Origin of the sequence: Legionella sp. (assembly GCF_049790535.1) — a bacterium.
Classification (GTDB): Bacteria; Pseudomonadota; Gammaproteobacteria; order Legionellales; family Legionellaceae; genus Legionella.
In genome coordinates this window covers 1-19,531 of record NZ_JBAQZB010000139.1, presented here as the reverse complement: position 1 = coordinate 19,531, position 19,531 = coordinate 1, and the positions used below count along the sequence as shown (strand labels likewise).

Sequence of the window (19,531 nt, the reverse complement as noted above, 5' to 3'; positions counted from 1 at the left end):
GCCATTTATAAAATGTGGCGGTACTAATCACATGCTCTCGGCAAAGCTCTGAAACGGGCGTTCCACCTTCCCCTTGTTTTAAAATTGAGTGGATTTGGCTGTCTGTAAATTTTGATCTTTTCATGAAAAATCTCCTTCGTCATAGCGTACGAGAAAATTCTACTTTTGACACCAGTTATTTTTCGGGGGGACTACCTTAATCCAAAGCTGGTTTTTCTGCTGTAGTGGTCCTAATGGGGCATTCTGCTAAATGAACCGAGTGTTTTCAATAAGTTTGATGAAGTAAAAAATAAGGAAATAAAATGAACAAAAAAATAATTACTGCAGTATTCTTAGATATTTGTTTTATTGGTTGCCTTCTTCTTGGATCATGTCTTTTGTTTGCAGATTCTATAGATAATGCCAATCAAGGTTTTGTCGCATATTAACGGGTGGTTCCTTAAATTGTTTTCATAAGATAGTCAGTTAACATTCACTGCAAGAATGTCACATTATTTCCCAAATTTATCGTTTATTAAGCAAGTCAATTCAACTATTTTTATATCTTTTCCTTTATCATTTTTTTCATTATCTTGATTAACAATTTTAGATAATTTTCTACCTCTTTCAAAACCCGTATTATAAGCAATTTTAAATAAATCACTTTTAACTATTTGATCAATTAATAAAGGATTGTCGCATATCTCATCACCACTAAAAGTATTTGAACCATACTCATTGCTCAATTTATATAAGTTATTTCTTAAAAATTCATCAATTTTTAACTGATGTTTTAAATGTTCCTGTATATAATTCTTTTCAGAAACTTTTATTAAATCATGAGGGTTAATGGTAAATAATACACTGGTGTTATATTTAATTTCCTTAAATGTGAATTCTGGAAATGAGTGATCACCAAAAGATTTAAATCTGTACTTTCTCTCTTTCTCTTTAAGATCAAAGTAATCATCATCAAATGATAGCTGGTATCGTGGATTGATTATGGAAAATATTATGTTAATTTTTTTAAAAAAAGATCTAATTTTGCCAAATTTTTGCTTCTGCAACATAACTATTACTCGAAAAATAATATACTTTATATCCAATGCTATTTTCTATCGCTAAATCAGTAGAACCTTTTTTAAATTGAAAACATGTAGCAGGGGATGTTTCAATGCAAATAGTACCGTGTCGCAAAGAATAGTCATTGTGAACATGTCCACAAATGATTAGATCGATATTAGATTGGCCGATAGTTTCAAAAAACTTATCCTTGTTTTCCAGAATATAATTATCAATTAAAGGTGTTTTTACTTCAATAGGATGGTGGTGCATTATTAATGCAATAGGTTTTTTTCGCTCTTTTTTTAATTCGGAATGAATTAGTAAAAGTTCATTATTAGATAAAAACCCAGTTTCTTTCCCATCAATTTTTGTATTTAAAAAAAAGAAATCCCATAGAGGTGTAGATAGAATCCTTTCTCTAAAAAAATTACCTTCCTTACAAAAGACTGACTGCATGTTACAGATTGAATCATGATTCCCAGGAATCCAAAATATATTTTTATTAAGATTTTTTAATGAGTTGGCAATAATTTCGTATGATTCTACAGTCTCATCTTGAGATAAATCACCAGTTAAAAAAATAGCATCTGTATCAGCTAAATCATCCTCAATTTTACACATAACTTTTTTAAATGCTAAGTTAGTATCAACATTAAATAAATATGAATCATTCTTAAAGAGATGAGTATCTGTAATTTGAATTATTTTTAATGTTTCTTTGTTCAAATTCATATCTATTTTCACCAGATTCTTCAACGGAAAAGACATTTAAAGGGTTATAAGAAGTTCCATAGTCATAATAATCAGTTTTCTCCAGCCGTTTTAATAAATTAATTAAAAAAATTACCAATGGAAGTAAAATAATTGCTGCAAAAATCTTATATATCCATGTATTGAAAGCAATATTCATAATATGTTGAATGGAATATTGGTCATAAAAATTAATAGGATAGGATATTATTACAAGAACAGCGCTACCAACAATACTAGAAATAAGAAATCGATAAATAAATTTTCTTCCATATAAATTTATTTTTAACTTCGACACTATAATATCATTAATAAAATATGCTATTGGCATAGCAAGACAAGAACCTAATAAAACATGCCAGATATTATGATATAGGTTGAAATAAAGATAATAGGTACTAGATTCTATTGGGGATGGTAAGATTGTAATTAGGTTAATAATAAGAATAAATAATATATGACAAATTAATTGCACCCATATAATCCTCCCTGCAAGATTAAATCCGTATACTTCTGTAATGATGGAGGATAAGGAAAAATTTAATGAATAAATTAAACCACTAGCAGCAACATCATAAGATAATACATGAATTACCTTAAATGCCAGTGTATCACAAGTCATCATTATCATAATTGATAGGCCAATGAGTAAGCCATAGAATCTTAATTTATGCATAAGACAACTTACTCATAAAAATTTTGAATAGCTTTAGTAACAACACCGTGAATAGTAAAATTCTTACTTTTGGAGATTTCACTCCCAATTATTTCTGATACAGAGCTAAATATACAGGATTCATCTTCTATAAAAATCTTTCTAAAGCATGGTAACTGATTATTAAATTGAACAAGAACAATATCCCCATCTTGTGCCTGTAATTCTGGGCACACAACAAAAACAGTTCCTTTTTCAAAATGAGGAGCCATAGAGTTATTTGAAATTCTTATTGCAAAAAAAGTATTATTTTTTTCAGCTTTGATTGATATTGTTGCTTTAAATTTATCATAGTGGGGTATAAATTCATGAATTTCTTGTATTTCTAATAGGGGAATCTCAACAAAATTGCAATTTAAATTGTTATTAGAAATAGTGCTTTCTGTTAATTGTCCAATCGTTATATCGAAAAAATCAGAAATAGTTTGTAATGTTGAAAGTGTTGGGTTGCCAGTACCTCTTTTGAGACCGTTGATGGTAGTTAAAGCAATGCCAGTTGATTTGCTTAACTCCGCAGCATCTATTCCTGATTTTTGCATCAAGTAGCATAAGTTATTAGATAAGTTATTTGAATTTAACACAGTAGTGTTTTTTTTTGTGATTATACTTGACATTGTATCACTATAAAGTTAATTTCATCATTATAAAGTTTAATTAATCATTTTAATGATTAATACCAAATTAATTATCATTATATTAACATATTTTTGCTTTTTATGTAGCTGATGTTTTCTATGTGAATGAAACTTTTAAGTAATGGAGACCTAGAAATTAATTCTTAAAATTTTATAGGAGTAACAATTGGAATCAGAAATCAATAATAAGAAATATCCAAAAGTTTTTATTTCATTTCAGCTTTCAGAAGAAGTTAATAAGCTTTTAACTGAGTCCAGTGAAAGATCTGGAAGAAAAAAAATTCCAGAAGCGGCATTACGTCTTGAAGATCATTTGAAGCGCTTTCGTTCGATCTCTGAGTTAAATCAAACTACTTCACATCAACCTGAAGCAAAGGATGCGGATCATGGCTGTACTACGAATCCATAAAAAACAACGAAACTTTGTTATTCTTGATAAGACTTGTTTGTATGATGAATCTTTATCATGGGGAGCTAAAGGGCTGCATGCCTATTTAATGTCTTTACCTGATGATTGGAAGGTACGAGTCTCTGACTTAAAAGAAAGAGCGCGAAATGGTAGAGACGCGGTTCGCGGATTGCTGAGCGAATTAGAACAAGCTGGCTATATTCAAAAATCTACTTGTCGAGATGATGTAAGTGGGCGTTTCGGTGGTGTTGAGTATCTTGTTTTAGAAATTCCGGAATTTAAAAATCAAGAAAATAACCCAGAGACTGAAAAGTCGTCTTTGGTAAAAAATGAACAAAAAACACCGAGCCCTGAAAACCCATCTCTGGTGAGTCCGGAGACTGGAAATTCGTTCCCGGTAAAGCCGACGCTAATAAATAATAATAGAATAAATAATAAGGAACTAAGTATTAAAACAGCAGCAAATAGTGAATTGACCGAATTAGCTGCTGCTGCCTTTTCTTCTGAAGATAAAGCTACTACTCACGAAACATTTTTCTCAACGAGAATACCTCATGACTCTGTAATTGGTGAAAGTCTTACATTAAACCAGATTTCCCGAATTCGAACTTTGGCCAAAAACCTAAACATCAATCAAGTAGCAGAAGATGAAGAACAGTGGTTTTCTGAAATACAGCATTGTGTATTAAACCCAAAGAATTTTACAGCTTGTGGTCGGGATTTCAGTCGGAAATTAAGTGCAATTCGTACAGTGATTTGGCGAGGAGAATGGCAAACGCCTGCAAGCATGGTGCTTGAAAAACAAGATAAAACTGCGTCATGCATGAAAGAGCTTGAAAGAGAATTACGAGAAACTCAGGCGGAAGCTGTGCATTTTCAAAAGTTACTGGTTACAGCAAAAGAACACACCAAGAGTTATTTTGAGGAAATTATCAAAAATGCACGGATAAAAATCAGTAACCTGGAATATAAGATGGCGAATTTTTCAGTTTTTCCAGAGTCAGAATCTAGAAACATAGAGTTTGTTACATCAAAATAAAAAGGAAAAAATAATGAGTGCCGCTTTATCGTATTGTCAGAAAAAATATAAAAAGTCGTGGAATAACGCTTCTAATAAAAAAACGATTTATGATGCGTTTGAGAGGCTTGAAACAGAAATTAAAAAGCTCGATGAGATGATCCAAGTTCATTTGTATTCAGCCATGACCCAATTTCTGGATAGCTTAATCCAAGAACCAGATGATCCCATCAATCCTTTGGAAGTATTTAGCCTTCGCTGCCAGTCCATTTTAGGTTATGACCATGAGTCTTTAAACAAAATTGGTCTAGCCCTTGGAGTCATTGCTCTTTCTTTAGCCGTATTAACCACAGGAGCTGCTTTAGGATTTGGGATTGGAGTCGCTCTTTGTTTGTGGCAAACCCCATTAATGTTTATGACGTGCCTTTTAGCTGCAGAAGTTCCTGCAGTTGCTGTGGCTGCTGCCAGTGTCAGTGCAGGAGTTGGTACAGGCATTTTGTCGGGCTGGCTCTTTTTTAAAGAGCCTCGTGTAAAAACTGCTTTAAGCCACTGTATTGAAACAGTAAAAGAACGTCATTTGTCGGATAAAGAGACCGAAATAAATCAAGAAAGCAGTAGTGAGTTGCACCAAGTAATTCAATAAGAAAAAACTATTAAATTAATAAAAGGAAGTCATTGATGTTAGTTCTGTGCAGACGAATAGGGGAAACATTGATAGTAGGGGATGAGGTGAATATCAAGGTTTTGGATGTGGAAGGCAATCAAGTCCGTTTAGGGATTAACGCGCCGAAGGATATTATCGTACATCGTGAAGAAATCTACTTACGCATAAAACAGGATAAGAAAATTAAAAAAGAAAACGAATAAACCAATCGTTCGCGCATTAGAAGAAGAGCTAACATCCTTTATAAGGAAATTTTATGAAAACAATTAATAAAATAAAGTTAATCAGCCTGGCTGTATTGTTAGGTGTATCTACTGTTTTAGTCAGTTGCGCTGCAACTCAGAAATTTAAACGTGTACAAAAAGCAGCCTAGTGCCATTAAGAGGTGGAACAATGAAACAATTGGTTAAAACAAAAACTCAAAAGGCTGTGTTTTGGTTTATTGCCTCTTTAGTAGCCTTGCCCAGCCAATGTTTTGCTTTAGGCTCAGGGGTTACTCCTGAGATGATCCTTCAAAATATTATTGATTATTTAACGGGTGATTTAGCGCGAGTAGTCGGTGTTGGTGTGGTTGTTGGTGCAGGTTATATGTATTTAGAAACACAACAAATCCAGAAAAAGACCTTTGTGCGCATTGTGGTGGGCATGGGGCTGATTTTAGGTGGATCAACGTTAGCTGATATGTGGTGGGGGTAGGGCAATGCAAACACTCAATGTATCAGATGAAAATACCTTGTTTTTAGCATTAACTCGCCCTGCAATGAAACTTGGGGTGACTATGGATGCGTTTTTTATTAACGTCATTGTTGCCTTTTGTGTTTTTGTGATTGCTAAAAATCCCTTTTGGGCTGCGGTATGGATACCATTACATCTTGTCTGTGCTGTTTTATGCCGTATGGATGTGAATTGGTTCCAGCTCTTTTTAGCCAGAAAAAAACTGATTAAATCGGGTAATCAAGAACTTTGGAAAGGAGCAAGTTATGAACCTTTCTAAGATTAAAAGTTGGGTACAAAAGGAAGTAGGGGTATCTCGCAATATCCCTATCACTCACTTAAGTGCGCCCGATGTATTTGAAACTCAAGATGGCCAACTCGGTGCTGTGCTTAAAATCAGGGGAATCCCTTATTTAACTACAGAAGCTGCAGACTTAAAACGTTATCAGCAGACTGTGCATCATGCATTATTACAGCTTGGTTCTGAGTTTATGATTATGGAAACGGTACATCGCCGCTTTGAATCTACTGCTTTATCAAACAAAGGATTTCGCAACACGTTTAGTGAAAGCCTTCATAATAAATATCACAGGCAGTTTTCTAAAGGGCTTTACGTTAACGACATTTATTTAACAGTACTTTATAAACCCGGTTTATCAACCCCTTTAAAACGAGGGTTGATGCAACGAGGTTTATCGTGGATGCATCATTCGATTGATAAAAACGTCATTGAATTACGAGGATCTAAGCGTGCTCATGGCATGAATGCCTTAAATCAGCAAATCAATCAATGGATGTTAGTTTTAAACTCATTTGGAGTAACCCGCCTTGGAGAAGGAGAAAATGGAGAAAATCAATTAATTGAGTTCCTATCCCTAGTGCCTAATGGAGGAAAGAAAACAAAGCTCTCTACGGCATCAACTTATCCGATTCAAGCCAATACAGTAAAACAAGTAAAGCCTTTGAGCGTGCATTATCCACGAGGGCATCTAGGACAATATTTAGCAAATCATCGACTATTTTTTGGCAATGCCATCCAATTTCAAGGAAATGGTCAAAATGAGGCGCATTTTGGGGCAATGCTTTCCATTAAATCCTATTACCGAAAAACAAAACCCTCTTCTTTAGATGCGCTCTTAGCCTTGGATTGTGAGTTTATACGCACCCAAACCTTTATCTCATTAGAGCTTGGAGCCAGTATTGAGGCTATAGACTCGGCACAAAGGAAAAAGATAAGCAGCGAAGACCATGCAGCCTCACAAGTTGAAGAACTCAGTGAACTTGCTGATTTGGTGGCCAGTGGTAAAGCTTCCGTAGGATTACATCATCAAACCATGATGGTTTTGGGCAAGACCCAAGCGCAATTGGATGAAGCAGTTTCCAAGGCGACTCAAGCGTATGCCAGTGCTTTTATCCCAGTGGTACGGGAAAGCTTGGGGCAGGACATTTCTTTTTATGCGCAAATTCCGGGTAATTCACGATTTATTGCGCGCGCTGCACCGATTACTTCAGAAAACTTTGCTGATTTTTGTTCCTTACATAATATGCAAAGCGGTAATCGTGAGCAGTGTATGCTGGATGAGCCAATTACTTTAGTGCGCACACCACAAAATACTCCCGTTTTTTTGAATTACCATAAACTCGGACATCCTAATAATCCTGTCTCAGGACACAGCTTAATTATTGGGAGCAATGGTTCAGGAAAAACAGCCTTGGCGTGTTTTTTAGATTCCGAAATGAATCGCTTTTCAGGACATCGTACCTTTCTTCTAGATCGTAATGAAGGAGCAAAAATTTATATTTTTGCCTGTAATGGAGTTTATCTCAAATTAGATCCTACCTCACAACAAGAATTTACCATGAATCCATTGCAGCTCCCAGATACAGCAGAGAACCGGGAGTTTTGTAAGTTATGGGTGGGAACTTTGTTATTAGATGCAGGAGAGACGGGGCTTGATAGCTCCATTACCGAGGCTATTAATTTGGTGGTTAATTACGGTTTTGATCATTTAGCTCCCCAAGACCGTACCTTATCTCATATTGCTGGGTTATTTCCAATCGATTTTCCTCGCTGGCCTCAGTTACGACGTTGGTTGAGAGCTCATGCAACATGGGATGAAGGACAATATGCTTGGGCATTTGATAATGCGTCTGATTCATTAAGTTTGGATGTGGATAAAATGGGGCTGGATATCACTTATCTGATGGACTCAGTTCCACCACACATCAGTGCGCCTTTTTATATGTATATTCTGCATCGGTTTAAATTGAGTTTAACAGGGCAGGTGACTTCGTTTGTTTTTGAGGAAATGTGGCAGGCTCTCAAAGCCCCTTTTTGGAGTGAGGTACTGGAACATTATGTACCTACCATTAGAAAGCTCTATGGCCATATCGTGGGGCTAACTCAGTCTCCTGAATCCATTGTGAACTCGCCTATTAATCATATTTTGTTGAATAACTTAGCTTCTTTGATTGTGTTTACCAATCCGAGCGCCAACAAACAAGTGTACGTTAATGAATTGCACCTGACTCCGGCCGAATATCACATAGTACGTTCTTATCCTGCTAATGCCCGTTTAATGCTTTATAAGCAAGAGCAAGAGTCTATTTTATGTCATGTGGATTTTAGCGCAATTCGTAATGAGCTTTCGGTGCTTTCTGGAAATGTGAATTCAGTGCGTCGGATGGATGAATTGCGCCAGCTTATGGGGCGAGATGCCGCCAATTGGTTGCCTGTTTTTTTGGAGCAGAACAAATGCGCTTGAAGTATACACTGACCTTTATTGTATTTTGGGGATTAAGCAACTTAATGGTCGCTGGCAGTTTTGCTGATCCTGTAGGCGATTCAGCAATTATTGCTAAATTGGTCGACCAGCTTCGGCAAATGGAAAAACAATACAAACTTTTGGATAAAACTTATAAAACGCATGATGCCCAGCTAAACGGTATTAGGCAGTTAAATAAATACAACAGTGGTCACTCAGGTTATGGTCATTTATTTAATTCATTATCGGATGTGCGGCGAAGACAATCTGCCAATACTTGGAAAGAGTCCTTAAGGGGAATTTCAGGCGGCAATCCAGCGCGTTATAAGGAATTGGTGGGTGCCTATGAAGCACAGCATGCTTCCTTAAATAAACAACGTTTTAGCCAAGGGGCGTCCTTCAATCGTGTCGAACGATTTGAAACAGAACGTCAAGTAACCCAAGCGGTGGGTATTGAAAGTGAGGTTTTATTTAATGACATCAATGACAGTTTAAAGCGGATTCATGATTTATCCCAGCAAATTGAAAAGGCGGAGAATACCAAAGCGGCAGTGGATTTAAACTCCCGTTTACTCACTGAAATTGCCTACATTGAAGTACAAAAACTTAAGGCACAATCCTTGTTAAATCACCTAATGGTTTCCCAATCAGGCTCAGGCCTTACGGATGAGGCAGAACTTTCTCAATATTTGGCGCCTTAATGATTTTTTGGAGAAGTGAATGAAAAAAACAATGCAGATAACCGTTTTATTAGTCATTACAGGATTAGGAGCTTGCAGTAAGAATTCTGAGTTAAGAGCACCTTGCCCCGATTTTGGAAGATATTGTGCTCAAACCCCAATTAATTCAATAAATGAATCAAATCATTCCATTTAAAGGAGAGCATGATGCAAAAGCTATTTGTTATAGGGAGTTTTATTGCCGTGTTGTTTTTAACAGGATGTTCGAAAAATCCCTTACAAAAGATGTCTTCCGAGGAGGCCGCACAATTATTGGTTAATGCGTGTACTGATGCAATGGAGGCTATGGGGGTTTATGAGCCAGGTATTAGTTCCAGATATGCTCAGTGTATGGAGCATCGAGTTAAAGAGGGGTTTGATTGCAATACTCTTTATGGGGCAATGGCAAAGCAATTCATGCAGCAAGGAATACATGTAAGTAAACGACAAGTTCAGGATTCTACTTTTTATGCGCAGATCCGTGAGGAACTCAATCTTCGCGCTATTTTTTCTAAATAGGAACTCATGACATGTCTGCACCTTATTATACAACTTTAGTGGCTGAATTTATGAATAAAATGGATGCAATGACCACTTCATTTTTAACCACTAATTATCAAGCATTAGCTACTTATATGGCAGCACCTATTGCGGCATTGAGTACGCTTTACATCATTATTCAGGGTTATTTAATTAATGCAGGCGTAGTGCAAACCAATACAAATTCCTTTCTTAAAATGGCGTTCACTATTGGGCTTATTAATATGTTTGCTCTGAACTGGCTTTATTTTAGTGATTATTTCGTAGGGCTTTTTCTTCATTGTGCTTCCAGTATTAGTCATGTTGTGGCGACTAGTTCATTTCATGTCCCCCCTGCCTTTGACTCTGGTTCAGGGGTTAATGATGCCTTACAAACCGTGCTTACCGAAAGTGTGAATACTGGGGTAGAAATCATGAAGCAGGGAAGTTATCGCAATTGGGCTCCTTTGTTTATTGGCTGGAACTTTATTCTCGGAGGCACAGCAGTAGTAGGCTTTGCCCTGATTGAAGTGGCGTTGATTAAATTTTGTTTGTGTATGCTGTTGTCTATGGGGCCTTTATTTATTGCGTTTTGTTTTTTTGAACAGACAAAAGGATTTTATAAGGCATGGATTGGTTTTTTAAGTGGTTTTTCATTTGCCTTAATTTTTTCAGGTCTTATGGTGGGGATGGCTATGAATTGGATGCACTGGGTTGTGGGCTCAGGACAAGGAACCGATGCTATAGATCTTAAGATAGCTACCTTAGTGCCCCTTGCTTTTGTAGTACTACTTTCGTTTTTTCTCCTATTTATTGTGATTCCTATTGCCAAACACATCGGTGGTGCCTCAGGAGGTGCCCATACAGGCGATGCATTAAAACAAAGCAAGTCATTAGCCAACAAAACAGTTCAAGGGGCTAAGGGCGCACAGCAGCTTTATAACCAATGGAAAAATAGATGAGTAATTTTATGAATAAAGCACCGTTAAGAGGGGATTATTTCAAGCAGGCATGCGAGTGGGCTGACGATCGGTTTGGAGGGATTGAATCTTCGCGTAATCGTTATCGTTTGGCATTTTTGGGCACGATGATTTTATGTGTGGCGTTAACTTTAGTATTAAGTATCTTAATGCCATTAAAACAATTAGAACCGATTATGATTCATCATTATGAAAATGGGGTGACGGTTGCAGAACAAGTTAGGGAAAAACTACCTAATCCTTCGCAGGCACAGATTGAAAGTGATTTGGTTCGTTACGTTACTTTTCGTGAAAGCTATGACATCAGTAGTTACCGGGCTCAGTTTGAGCTGATTCATTTGCTCTCATCAAATCTTGTGGCTTCTGAGTACGATAAAGTACAACGTTCTAGCAATAAAGAATCGCCCGTCAATCAATTAGGGACACAAAATAGCCGTAGCGTGCATGTGTACAGTATTAATTTTATTGATGAGGAGCGTTTGAATAATCAGGAGCAGAAAGGCGCTAAGCGAAACCATCATGATTTATCGGAGGTGGTATTTTCAACTCTGGATCATAATAAAGCAACAGGTGCTGAAGTCGAGCATCATTACACGGCGCTCATCTCATGGAACTATCGAGGAATCCCGTCTTCCCCTGATGCACGATGGAAAAATTGGAATGGATTTGAAGTGACACGTTACAGCGTCCAACAACGAAATGTTGGGTAAGGGTTTAATAATGAAAAAACAAATCGTAGCCAGTGTGCTTTTTTTATGCCAATTAGGCAGCACAGGATATGCTGCATTAACACCACAATCTTATTCCAGTGATGCGCGTATTACTCGCGTTGCTTATCAGGATAATAATGTGGTGCGCTTAAAAGGGCGTGCCTTTGTCAGCACGCAGATACTCTTTAGTCCTCAAGAGCATATTGTTAATGTGGATGGAGGAGACCGAGATGCGTGGATGGTGACACTTCATGATAATTTGCCAAATATTGCGTTTATTAAGCCTACTGTGCTGAATTCGGATTCGAACATTACGATTGTAACCACACGCCATACTTATTACTTCCATGTGACCAGTAATAAAGCTATGGATTCAGGGGAACGGTCAACTTATGCCGTTAAATTTTATTATCCGCAAGAAGAACAACAACGTTTGCAAGCAAGTCGAGCTGCCCAGAAACGCCATCGTAAGGCTTTCCTAAAAGCGAATAAGCATCCTAAAACCTACAGTTGGGATTACTCATTTAACGGCTCTCCTGATTTACAGCCGCTGCATGTGTTTGATGATGGGGTATTTACTTATTTTGAAATGAGACCTAATCAACCCATGCCTGCGATTTTCATTGTGGACAATCAACACGGGGAAGAAGCAGTTACCAATATTAGACGTCGCGATAATTATTTGGTGGTTCATCGAACCGCACCACAATTTACTTTGCGTATGGGCGCGAATCATGTCGCCAGTATTTTTAATAATAAAGAAATTGCCCGCATTAAATCCAGGAGAGCTGCATGAGTACTCAAACCAATAACGATTTTTCTAAAAAACTCTCAGAGCAATCTCAGGTAAAAAGCACGAACACGAAACGTCGTTTGAGTAAAACAGCCCGATTAAGTGTACTGATTTTAGTTGTGGTATTAAGTGGATTTGCTTATTTGACAAGCCATAGGCATTCACAAAAACAAAATTCAGCGCTTAATACGAAGAACACAGAAAATCCGTATACCTTACAGGAAAATTTAAGTGTGATTGAACGCATGCAGCGAGAAGCTCAAGCGTCAAGGCATGTTGAGGGGCAAAAAATTGCAGTGCTTAAAGAGGAGTCCAAGACATCTGAATCTATGGATGCAGAGCTTGTTACACGCATGAATGCCCCAACCACTTTTGTGAATGTGTCGCATCCTTTAGTGAATAAATCACGTAAAAACCCTGAGTTGGCGACACCCATGCTTGCAGGACAGGACAGTAACAGTGCTTTTTTAAATGCAAAAAATGGCGTTGAATTGGTGAATGCAGTGTCCTTGCCTCATCCAGATTATACCGTTGGGGCCGGGGAATTTGTTCCTGCAACCATGGAAACAGCAGAAAACTCGGAACTTCCCGGTATTGTACGAGCCCGAGTTTCACATGATGTGTATGCAATTACAGGCAATAGGGTATTGATTCCTAAAGGGGCAATGCTGGTTGGACAGTACGCCAGTGGAAATTTTGCCCCTAGCCAGACTCGGTTACTCATTTCATGGACAAGAGTGCAATTGCCTAACGGAATTGTTGTGACGCTAAATAGTCCTTCTGCAGATGATTTAGGTCGAGGTGGATTAGGCGCTGATGCGGTGGACAGGCATTTTACCGAGCGTTTTTCTTTAGGTTTATTGTATTCCATTTTGGGTACTGCAACGGCAACCTTCGGAGTTAGTCCTTCAGATGAATACAACTCGATGGCTCAATACCGTATGAATGTCGCTAACTCTTTGGAGCAATCAGCACATGATAGTTTGCAACAAAACAGGAGCATTCAAAATACATTACACAAATATCAGGGGGCTGCAATTAAGGTTACTGTAGCACGTGATTTGGATTTTTATAATGTGCTGAGGAACAAACGATGAATGATGACGCGCGCTTTGTCAAACCGGGTGCAGAGGGGCTTTTAAGTCCCTTAATGTCTTGGCTTAATCATCCTCAGGTTTCAGAGATTTTGATTAACAAACCTCAAGAAGTTTTTGTTGAAGTACATGGATGCATGACGCGCCATGAGGTACCGGAGCTCACCTCTTTGTACTTGCATCGTCTGTTTCAAATGATTGCCAATGAGTCCCAGCAACGTTTAGATGAAGCTCATCCATTATTATCTGGTAATTTATATAACGGTTATCGGGTGCAACTGATTATTCCTCCTATAAGCCTTTATCACACCTTGACTATTCGTAAAACGGTACTCGCTCATTGGTCTTTAGAGGATTACGCTACGAATGGCTTTTATCGCAGGATGAAAACGATGAGTTTAAATCAGGAGTTTGCCAATAACTGCCAAGATAAGGAATTGCTTGATTTATATCGCCAACAACGTTGGGGGGATTTTATCAAAAACGCAGTGGTCTTAAGAAAGAATATTGTTATTTCTGGGGGAACATCTTCCGGAAAAACCACGTTTATTAAAGCATGTTTGGAGGCAATTCCTGCTCATGAGCGCATTATTTTATTAGAAGATACCCGTGAACTAAGCTCTTCTCACCTAAATCAGGTTTCTTTACTTGCCTCTAAGGGAAGTCAGGGCAAGGCTCAGGTGGACATGCAAGGGCTGTTGGAAGCAACGTTAAGACTTAGACCCGATCGCCTAATCATGGGGGAAATTCGGGGTAAGGAAATTATGGATTTTGTGATGGCTTGCAGTACTGGGCATGAAGGATCGATTACTAGTATTCATGCGAATAATCCACAAATTGCCATGCAACGTATGGTACAGCTTTATAAACAAAATAATGTACCAAGCATGCGCGATGAAGAGATTCGTGCTGAATTAAATCAGGTCGTCGACATCATCATACAACTTGGAAAAGTGGGGAATGAACGTGTGGCTCAGTATTGTTATTACAAAGATGCTCAATTAATCCATGATTTGAGTGAGGTTGCCGCTTAATGAATAATCGTATTAAGCAAATAATTACTATTCTAAAACCGGTGCTGTATCTGCTTTTCTTTTTTGAATTAGTAAGTCTTTTAAATCATCAGTGGCAAAGACAGTCTACTTTTTTTGTGTACCCTACAGAATTTATTTGGGATTTACTGGAAGGGAAGTTTTTAACTACGTCAATTAGCCTTGGGATAGCAGGAATGGTGTCTGTTCTTGCCTATTTATGGATTCGAGGTGGCTTAAAACGTGTAATTAGTCGTTGGGGCTTTTGTTTTCTTTTTAGTGTGGTTTTTTCTGGAGTGATGACCACCCTCATTTTTAATGAGTGGATGCACATTCGTATTACTAACGTCAGACAATTAATGGATGTGGTATTTAGTTTGACGCCTCATACGAAAGCTTATACTAGGTTCCTATTTAGTGCGCTCTTAGGATGTTTGCTTCCCATTTTGGTATTGGTGACTCGTCTGCAACAGCGTTTTGGAACAGAGCATAAAGCATTGGGGAATGCGCATTTTGCTAGTGGATGGGAAATTCATCAAGCCGGTTTTTTTAAGCAGGAACAAGAAAGCATTATTATTGGTAAGCATTATGGCATTCCTTTGTATTCTAATGGCTTTGAACATGTTCTGGTGTTTGCACCTCCTGGAAGTGGTAAGACACGTTCAATAGCCATTCCTAATTTATTTCATTATCCCCATTCGGTGGTGTGTAATGATGTCAAATTTAGCCTTTTTGAAACCACCTCTGGGTATCGAAAAGAGGTATTAGGCCATGAGTGCTATTGTTTTGCCCCAACACGTACCGATGGAATAACCCATTGCTATAACCCTTTAATGGTTATTTCTCAAAATAAATTGGAACGGATGACCCACATTCAACAAATAGCACATAGTTTTATTCCAGATAATCCCAAGGAATCCCCTATATGGACGGCAGGCAGTCGAAAACTATTTAAAACTTTAGTCTTGTTTTTATTGGACTCGGAAGAATATTCAACAACATTTGGGGAAATGAATCGATTGGTGAAGCAGGAGAATTTTGATCATTGGTTGCAAGAGTTACTTGATTCTACAGATCATTTCGATCCTGAGTTTTACCGAAATGGCTATTCTTATTTGAACAATGCAGAAAAAACGCGTCAGGGGATTCTTGAAACCTTTAGTGGCTATTTTGAATTGTTTGATGATCCGTTTATTGATGTTGCAACCCGTCACTCTGATTTTTCTTTTGCCGATTTACGCCGAAAGAAAATGACCATCTATATGGGATTTAGTGATGATGAAATGAAGCGTTTAGCGCCGTTACTCACTTTAATGTGGCAGCAATTGATTTCGTGCATGCTTAAAGAGTTACCTTGCCCCATTCAAGAGCCTTATCCTGTATTGTGTTTGATTGATGAATTTTCTTCATTGGGACGGATTGAGCAGTTACGTAGCTCTTTGAAGCTCCTTCGTGAATATCGGGTTCGTTGTATTTTAATGATTCAATACATCGCACAAACCTATGAAAAATACAGTCATGATGAGGCTAAGGCCTTTATTAATATTAAAACTAAAATTGCTTATACCACAGAAGATTTAGGGGATGCGGAGCTCATTTCCAAAATGTTAGGAACTCGTACGCAACGCATAGCTAGTTATTCAGTAAATCAGCAACAACAGGGAATTAGTGATGGTAAGAGTATTGCTTATCAGGCCATTCCTTTAATGAGGCCTGATGAATTGATGAAAATGTCACCTCAAGTATCGTTGATTATTCGTTCAAATACGTCGCCAATAAAGGCCAAACAATTTATTTGGTATTTAGAGGAGAGCATGAAGAACAATGAACGCGGCAAAATTTGGGTGCTTAAGCAAATTGCCAAGCAAATGCCTTTTGTTCGTAAACGTTCTGAGGAGGAATGTGCATTAGAATACCTTGATTAAGGAGAGGTAAACACGATGAATTAAGTTAGATCACAGGAAGTTAGGGAGTGTTTTATTGGAACAAGTACGTTTAAGGGGATCCAAAAAATAATGGTGAAACGGAGAATGAATGATGTCCAAAAATACAGTGTCATGCTAGGTCTTGTAGCAGGTGCAGGCCTATGCAAATCCTGCTTCTATAGAATATGTACGCTCTATATCAGATAGTTGTTGTTGATGATTAGTCCAAAGATCATGTGCTTTTTGGTCTCGTAGGATGGATTGATCATATATTTGTTGACATTCCTTGAGGTTAGATGGTTTTCCTTGATGCAGCTCAGTTTGCTTTGAGGCTTTCGTCCTTAATGCGGAATAAAGAGATTATTCTTCCAAATAATCAGCCATTTTTTTAGCAACATGGCGAATTTGTTGTTTTGATTCCAGTCGAGTTTCAGCCATTTTTTGGCGTGCATAAGCCTCATAATTGACAATATAGTTATATTTTTCTTTGATTGTGTTACCTATTCCAGCCAAATAGTTAGTTACTTGTCCAATGAGGCTGTCTGCATAAATTGCAGCCTATAGCGGTCTCTGCATCTAAGCTTTCTATCTTCCTGGCGTGAATAGCAGATTAGACAAAACGTACTAGAATTATAGATTAATAATATCTAAGTAATGGAGTATTAATTATGTTATCCAATCAACTTGCAACATGGGTTCTTGTCTTAAACTCTAATGATTGCCGAATATATAAATTAAGTACCAAACCTTATCAGTTAACGTTTCTTAAGGAAATTCTACATCCTGAAAGCAAACTTAGGGACATCGAATTAACTTCAGACAAACCTGGGCGTTATAAAACTGGTGACTCAGCCCACGGAACATTCACACAACCATCAGATCCAAAAGAAATACAAGTCGATGATTTTTCAAGACAAGTGGCCAAAGAGCTAAATAAAGACAGAAATATCGAGGCATACAATAATCTGATTGTAGTAGCGCCACCTCATATGAGTGGGCTTTTATTTCAACACCTCAATAAGCATGTAAAAAATTTAGTAACTCATAATATAAAAAATGACATACTTAATTTAACGGAATCTGAGTTAGCTGAATTTTTACATCAGCATATACTGAAGTAATCTATAGGGAATAATTAATTAAGGAAAGCCTGCAAGGAGTGAATTATGGCTAGCTCAAAAAAACTCAACCATGACAAAACCCCACCATCTCCTCGTAAACCTCCTGAAATACTTGCCTGGAAATAATATGAAACCAAATTTTTCAGCAAGAATAGTCTCTCTAGAAGAAGTTTATGCCACAAGTTATAAACTTGCCTTACTTATTATGAGGTCGTCCTATGTTTTTGATACAGTTATCGCTATTGCACGAGGTGGATTTCCCATTGCACGCTTTATTTGTGATTTTTTAAACATTCATCATTTAGGTTCTGTACAAATCAGACATTACACTGCCGGAGCTACGGAAGTAGAGCAAATGCAAATCATCGCTCCGATCAATACAGTAGTCGAAGGCAAAAAAATATTGCTTATTGATGATGTAAACGATACGGGAAAAACATTAATCACTGCATGTAATCATATCCAGGACATGCATCCTGCCTTACTTAAAACAGCTGTTCTTCATGAAAAACCAAACACAGTATTTAAAGTCGATTTTGTGGCTGAGAAAATAACAGAGTGGAGATGGTTAATCTATCAATGGGCAGTTACCGAAGACGTTCTTGCCTTTCTTTATAAAGATAATATGTTAAAAGAAAATGAAGAAATTGCGCATACTCATTTAGCTAAAAAATATAAACTTAGCATCGATAAAAAATATTTTCATGAAATTTTGCAATTAAAGGAAAATTATTACAAGGCTTCCTAAGCGAGGAAAATCAAAATGTCTGGAAAATCCCCGTTAAGAATTTTTTTAAGTGGTGATGTAATGACTGGTAGAGGTATCGATCAGATATTAACACATCCTACTGAACCAAAAATTTACGAATCGTATATTCAAGATGCCAGAGATTATGTTTTTCTTGCTGAACGCATTAATGGAAAAATCCCCCGCTTTATTCATGGGGATTATTTATGGAATGATGCCTTAAAAGAATTGGATCGCAGACAGCCCGATGTAAGTCTCATTAATTTGGAAACTAGCGTGACAAGTGATGGTATCCCTTGTCTTAGTAAAGGGATCCAGTACCGAATGCATCCTGAAAATATTGATGCTATAACAGCAGCAAGGATTAATGTGTGTTCCCTGGCCAATAACCATATTTTAGATTGGGGTATTAATGGCTTTTGTGAGACACTTGAAACTTTAAATAAAGAACGTATCGCTCATGCAGGAGCCGGACAAAATATACAGCAGGCACAAGCACCAGGGATTCTTTCCACTCCCAAGATAGCTGGAAAAATTCTGATTTTCTCCATGGGAACAAGCACTAGTGGTATCCCAAAGGATTGGGGCGCTACTGCAACTCAAGCGGGTGTTTGGTTACTTAACGATTTAGGTACTCAAACGATTAAACAAATAAAAAAGACGATTGAATGCTATAAACAGCCAGGAGATTTTTGCATTATCAGTATTCACTGGGGAGGAAACTGGGTAGATCAAATCCCTTTACACCATCAAACTTTTGCGCATGAGCTCATTGATACAATAGGGGTAAACTTAATCCATGGTCATTCCTCACATCATCCCATAGGTATCGAGTTATATAAAGATACTCCCATTTTGTATGGTTGTGGTGATTTGATTAATGATTATGAAGGAATCACGAATTATAAGGAATTCCACAATAATTTATCCCTCATGTATTTTTTGGAATTTGATATTCCAGATTTAAAGTTTAAACAACTTGAGTTGATTTCTTTTGAGAGAAAAAAATTTAAACTTAACTATGCCAATAAGGAACGTTGTCAGGAGTTATTGAACGCATTACAAAAACAATCTATATCTTTTAACACTCATTTTAAACTAAGAAAAAACGTTATTTATTTATAAGGCAAGAATATGGGGAATAAAAATTGGTCACAAAAAGTGACTGAAACAAGCC

26 protein-coding genes are annotated in these 19,531 nt (G+C 37.3%); 20 read left to right on the top strand and 6 right to left on the bottom strand.

Translation table 11 applies throughout. The features are described from left to right. The coding region (locus WA877_RS09710; protein ID WP_425170719.1) for a transposase at positions 1-124 on the bottom strand (124 nt) is incomplete at its 3' end. Positions 125-302: 178 nt separating this feature from the next. On the opposite strand from WA877_RS09710, the gene WA877_RS09705 reads away from it, so the two are divergent. Next, entirely contained in the window at positions 303-428 is a 126-nt protein-coding gene (locus WA877_RS09705; RefSeq protein WP_425170718.1) for a hypothetical protein, read from the top strand. 63 nt (positions 429-491) lie between these two features. Here the strand turns inward: WA877_RS09705 and WA877_RS09700 are convergent, their stop codons facing one another. From WA877_RS09700 to WA877_RS09685, 4 genes are read right to left on the bottom strand one after another with little or no spacing between them, the layout of a single operon-like run. Next, on the bottom strand, positions 492-1,049 hold the full coding sequence (locus WA877_RS09700; RefSeq protein WP_425170717.1) for a hypothetical protein: 558 nt from the start codon (positions 1,047-1,049) through the stop codon (positions 492-494). Then, positions 1,018-1,776: a metallophosphoesterase gene (locus WA877_RS09695; RefSeq protein ID WP_425170716.1), complete on the bottom strand. Its 759-nt coding sequence runs from the start codon at positions 1,774-1,776 to the stop codon at positions 1,018-1,020. The genes WA877_RS09700 and WA877_RS09695 overlap by 32 nt, the downstream gene beginning before the upstream one ends. Next, a complete protein-coding gene (locus tag WA877_RS09690; protein ID WP_425170715.1) occupies positions 1,718-2,470 on the bottom strand; it encodes a queuosine precursor transporter in 753 nt (250 codons plus the stop codon). The genes WA877_RS09695 and WA877_RS09690 overlap by 59 nt, the downstream gene beginning before the upstream one ends. Before the next feature lie 8 nt (positions 2,471-2,478). Beyond that, positions 2,479-3,123: a S24 family peptidase gene (locus WA877_RS09685; RefSeq protein ID WP_425170714.1), complete on the bottom strand. Its 645-nt coding sequence runs from the start codon at positions 3,121-3,123 to the stop codon at positions 2,479-2,481. A gap of 187 nt (positions 3,124-3,310) precedes the next feature. Here WA877_RS09685 and WA877_RS09680 point away from each other — a divergent pair, with 187 nt between their 5' ends. The 16 genes from WA877_RS09680 to WA877_RS09605 all read left to right on the top strand — a co-directional run bounded on the left by WA877_RS09680 (position 3,311) and on the right by WA877_RS09605 (position 16,485). After that, a complete protein-coding gene (locus WA877_RS09680) occupies positions 3,311-3,553 on the top strand; it encodes a TraY domain-containing protein (protein ID WP_425170713.1) in 243 nt (80 codons plus the stop codon). Next, positions 3,531-4,592 carry a replication protein gene (locus WA877_RS09675; protein WP_425170712.1) on the top strand — a complete coding sequence of 354 codons (1,062 nt, stop codon included), beginning with the start codon at positions 3,531-3,533 and terminating at the stop codon, positions 4,590-4,592. Before WA877_RS09680 ends, WA877_RS09675 begins: the two co-directional genes overlap by 23 nt. Before the next feature lie 13 nt (positions 4,593-4,605). After that, positions 4,606-5,214: a hypothetical protein gene (locus tag WA877_RS09670; protein ID WP_425170711.1), complete on the top strand. Its 609-nt coding sequence runs from the start codon at positions 4,606-4,608 to the stop codon at positions 5,212-5,214. 35 nt (positions 5,215-5,249) lie between these two features. Further along, the gene (gene csrA / locus WA877_RS09665) at positions 5,250-5,438 is read left to right on the top strand and encodes a carbon storage regulator CsrA (RefSeq protein WP_425170710.1); all 189 of its coding nucleotides are present in this window, start codon (positions 5,250-5,252) and stop codon (positions 5,436-5,438) included. A gap of 190 nt (positions 5,439-5,628) precedes the next feature. Beyond that, positions 5,629-5,931 carry a TrbC/VirB2 family protein gene (locus WA877_RS09660; RefSeq protein ID WP_425170709.1) on the top strand — a complete coding sequence of 101 codons (303 nt, stop codon included), beginning with the start codon at positions 5,629-5,631 and terminating at the stop codon, positions 5,929-5,931. A gap of 4 nt (positions 5,932-5,935) precedes the next feature. Continuing rightward, positions 5,936-6,229, top strand: coding sequence for a type IV secretion system protein VirB3 (locus tag WA877_RS09655; RefSeq protein WP_425170708.1), 294 nt, complete (start codon positions 5,936-5,938; stop codon positions 6,227-6,229). Beyond that, positions 6,216-8,714: a VirB4 family type IV secretion/conjugal transfer ATPase gene (locus WA877_RS09650; RefSeq protein ID WP_425170707.1), complete on the top strand. Its 2,499-nt coding sequence runs from the start codon at positions 6,216-6,218 to the stop codon at positions 8,712-8,714. The genes WA877_RS09655 and WA877_RS09650 overlap by 14 nt, the downstream gene beginning before the upstream one ends. Beyond that, a complete protein-coding gene (locus WA877_RS09645; protein WP_425170706.1) occupies positions 8,705-9,415 on the top strand; it encodes a type IV secretion system protein in 711 nt (236 codons plus the stop codon). The genes WA877_RS09650 and WA877_RS09645 overlap by 10 nt, the downstream gene beginning before the upstream one ends. A gap of 19 nt (positions 9,416-9,434) precedes the next feature. Continuing rightward, entirely contained in the window at positions 9,435-9,590 is a 156-nt protein-coding gene (lvhB7, locus tag WA877_RS09640) for a T4SS-associated protein LvhB7 (RefSeq protein ID WP_425170705.1), read from the top strand. Positions 9,591-9,598: 8 nt separating this feature from the next. After that, positions 9,599-9,952: a hypothetical protein gene (locus WA877_RS09635; RefSeq protein ID WP_425170704.1), complete on the top strand. Its 354-nt coding sequence runs from the start codon at positions 9,599-9,601 to the stop codon at positions 9,950-9,952. Positions 9,953-9,963: 11 nt separating this feature from the next. After that, complete coding sequence (locus WA877_RS09630) at positions 9,964-10,914, top strand: type IV secretion system protein (RefSeq protein WP_425170703.1); 951 nt, start codon at positions 9,964-9,966, stop codon at positions 10,912-10,914. Beyond that, the gene (locus tag WA877_RS09625) at positions 10,911-11,642 is read left to right on the top strand and encodes a virB8 family protein (RefSeq protein WP_425170702.1); all 732 of its coding nucleotides are present in this window, start codon (positions 10,911-10,913) and stop codon (positions 11,640-11,642) included. Before WA877_RS09630 ends, WA877_RS09625 begins: the two co-directional genes overlap by 4 nt. 10 nt (positions 11,643-11,652) lie before the next feature. Next, positions 11,653-12,438, top strand: coding sequence for a TrbG/VirB9 family P-type conjugative transfer protein (locus WA877_RS09620; RefSeq protein ID WP_425170701.1), 786 nt, complete (start codon positions 11,653-11,655; stop codon positions 12,436-12,438). Continuing rightward, positions 12,435-13,532 carry a TrbI/VirB10 family protein gene (locus tag WA877_RS09615; RefSeq protein ID WP_425170700.1) on the top strand — a complete coding sequence of 366 codons (1,098 nt, stop codon included), beginning with the start codon at positions 12,435-12,437 and terminating at the stop codon, positions 13,530-13,532. The genes WA877_RS09620 and WA877_RS09615 overlap by 4 nt, the downstream gene beginning before the upstream one ends. After that, positions 13,529-14,563: a P-type DNA transfer ATPase VirB11 gene (virB11, locus tag WA877_RS09610; protein WP_425170699.1), complete on the top strand. Its 1,035-nt coding sequence runs from the start codon at positions 13,529-13,531 to the stop codon at positions 14,561-14,563. The genes WA877_RS09615 and virB11 overlap by 4 nt, the downstream gene beginning before the upstream one ends. Then, positions 14,563-16,485: a type IV secretory system conjugative DNA transfer family protein gene (locus WA877_RS09605; protein ID WP_425170698.1), complete on the top strand. Its 1,923-nt coding sequence runs from the start codon at positions 14,563-14,565 to the stop codon at positions 16,483-16,485. The genes virB11 and WA877_RS09605 overlap by 1 nt, the downstream gene beginning before the upstream one ends. 360 nt (positions 16,486-16,845) lie before the next feature. On the opposite strand, the gene WA877_RS09600 is transcribed toward WA877_RS09605, so the two are convergent. Beyond that, entirely contained in the window at positions 16,846-16,998 is a 153-nt protein-coding gene (locus WA877_RS09600) for a hypothetical protein (protein ID WP_425170697.1), read from the bottom strand. Positions 16,999-17,153: 155 nt separating this feature from the next. Between WA877_RS09600 and WA877_RS09595 the strand changes: the two genes are divergently transcribed. The 3 genes from WA877_RS09595 (at position 17,154) to WA877_RS09585 (ending at position 19,479) form a co-directional block, all read left to right on the top strand. Continuing rightward, positions 17,154-17,606, top strand: coding sequence for a host attachment protein (locus WA877_RS09595; RefSeq protein WP_425170696.1), 453 nt, complete (start codon positions 17,154-17,156; stop codon positions 17,604-17,606). A 127-nt stretch (positions 17,607-17,733) separates the two neighbouring features. Continuing rightward, entirely contained in the window at positions 17,734-18,354 is a 621-nt protein-coding gene (locus tag WA877_RS09590) for a phosphoribosyltransferase (protein WP_425170695.1), read from the top strand. Between the two features lie 15 nt (positions 18,355-18,369). Then, positions 18,370-19,479, top strand: coding sequence for a CapA family protein (locus WA877_RS09585; protein WP_425170694.1), 1,110 nt, complete (start codon positions 18,370-18,372; stop codon positions 19,477-19,479). Positions 19,480-19,531 lie beyond the last annotated feature (52 nt).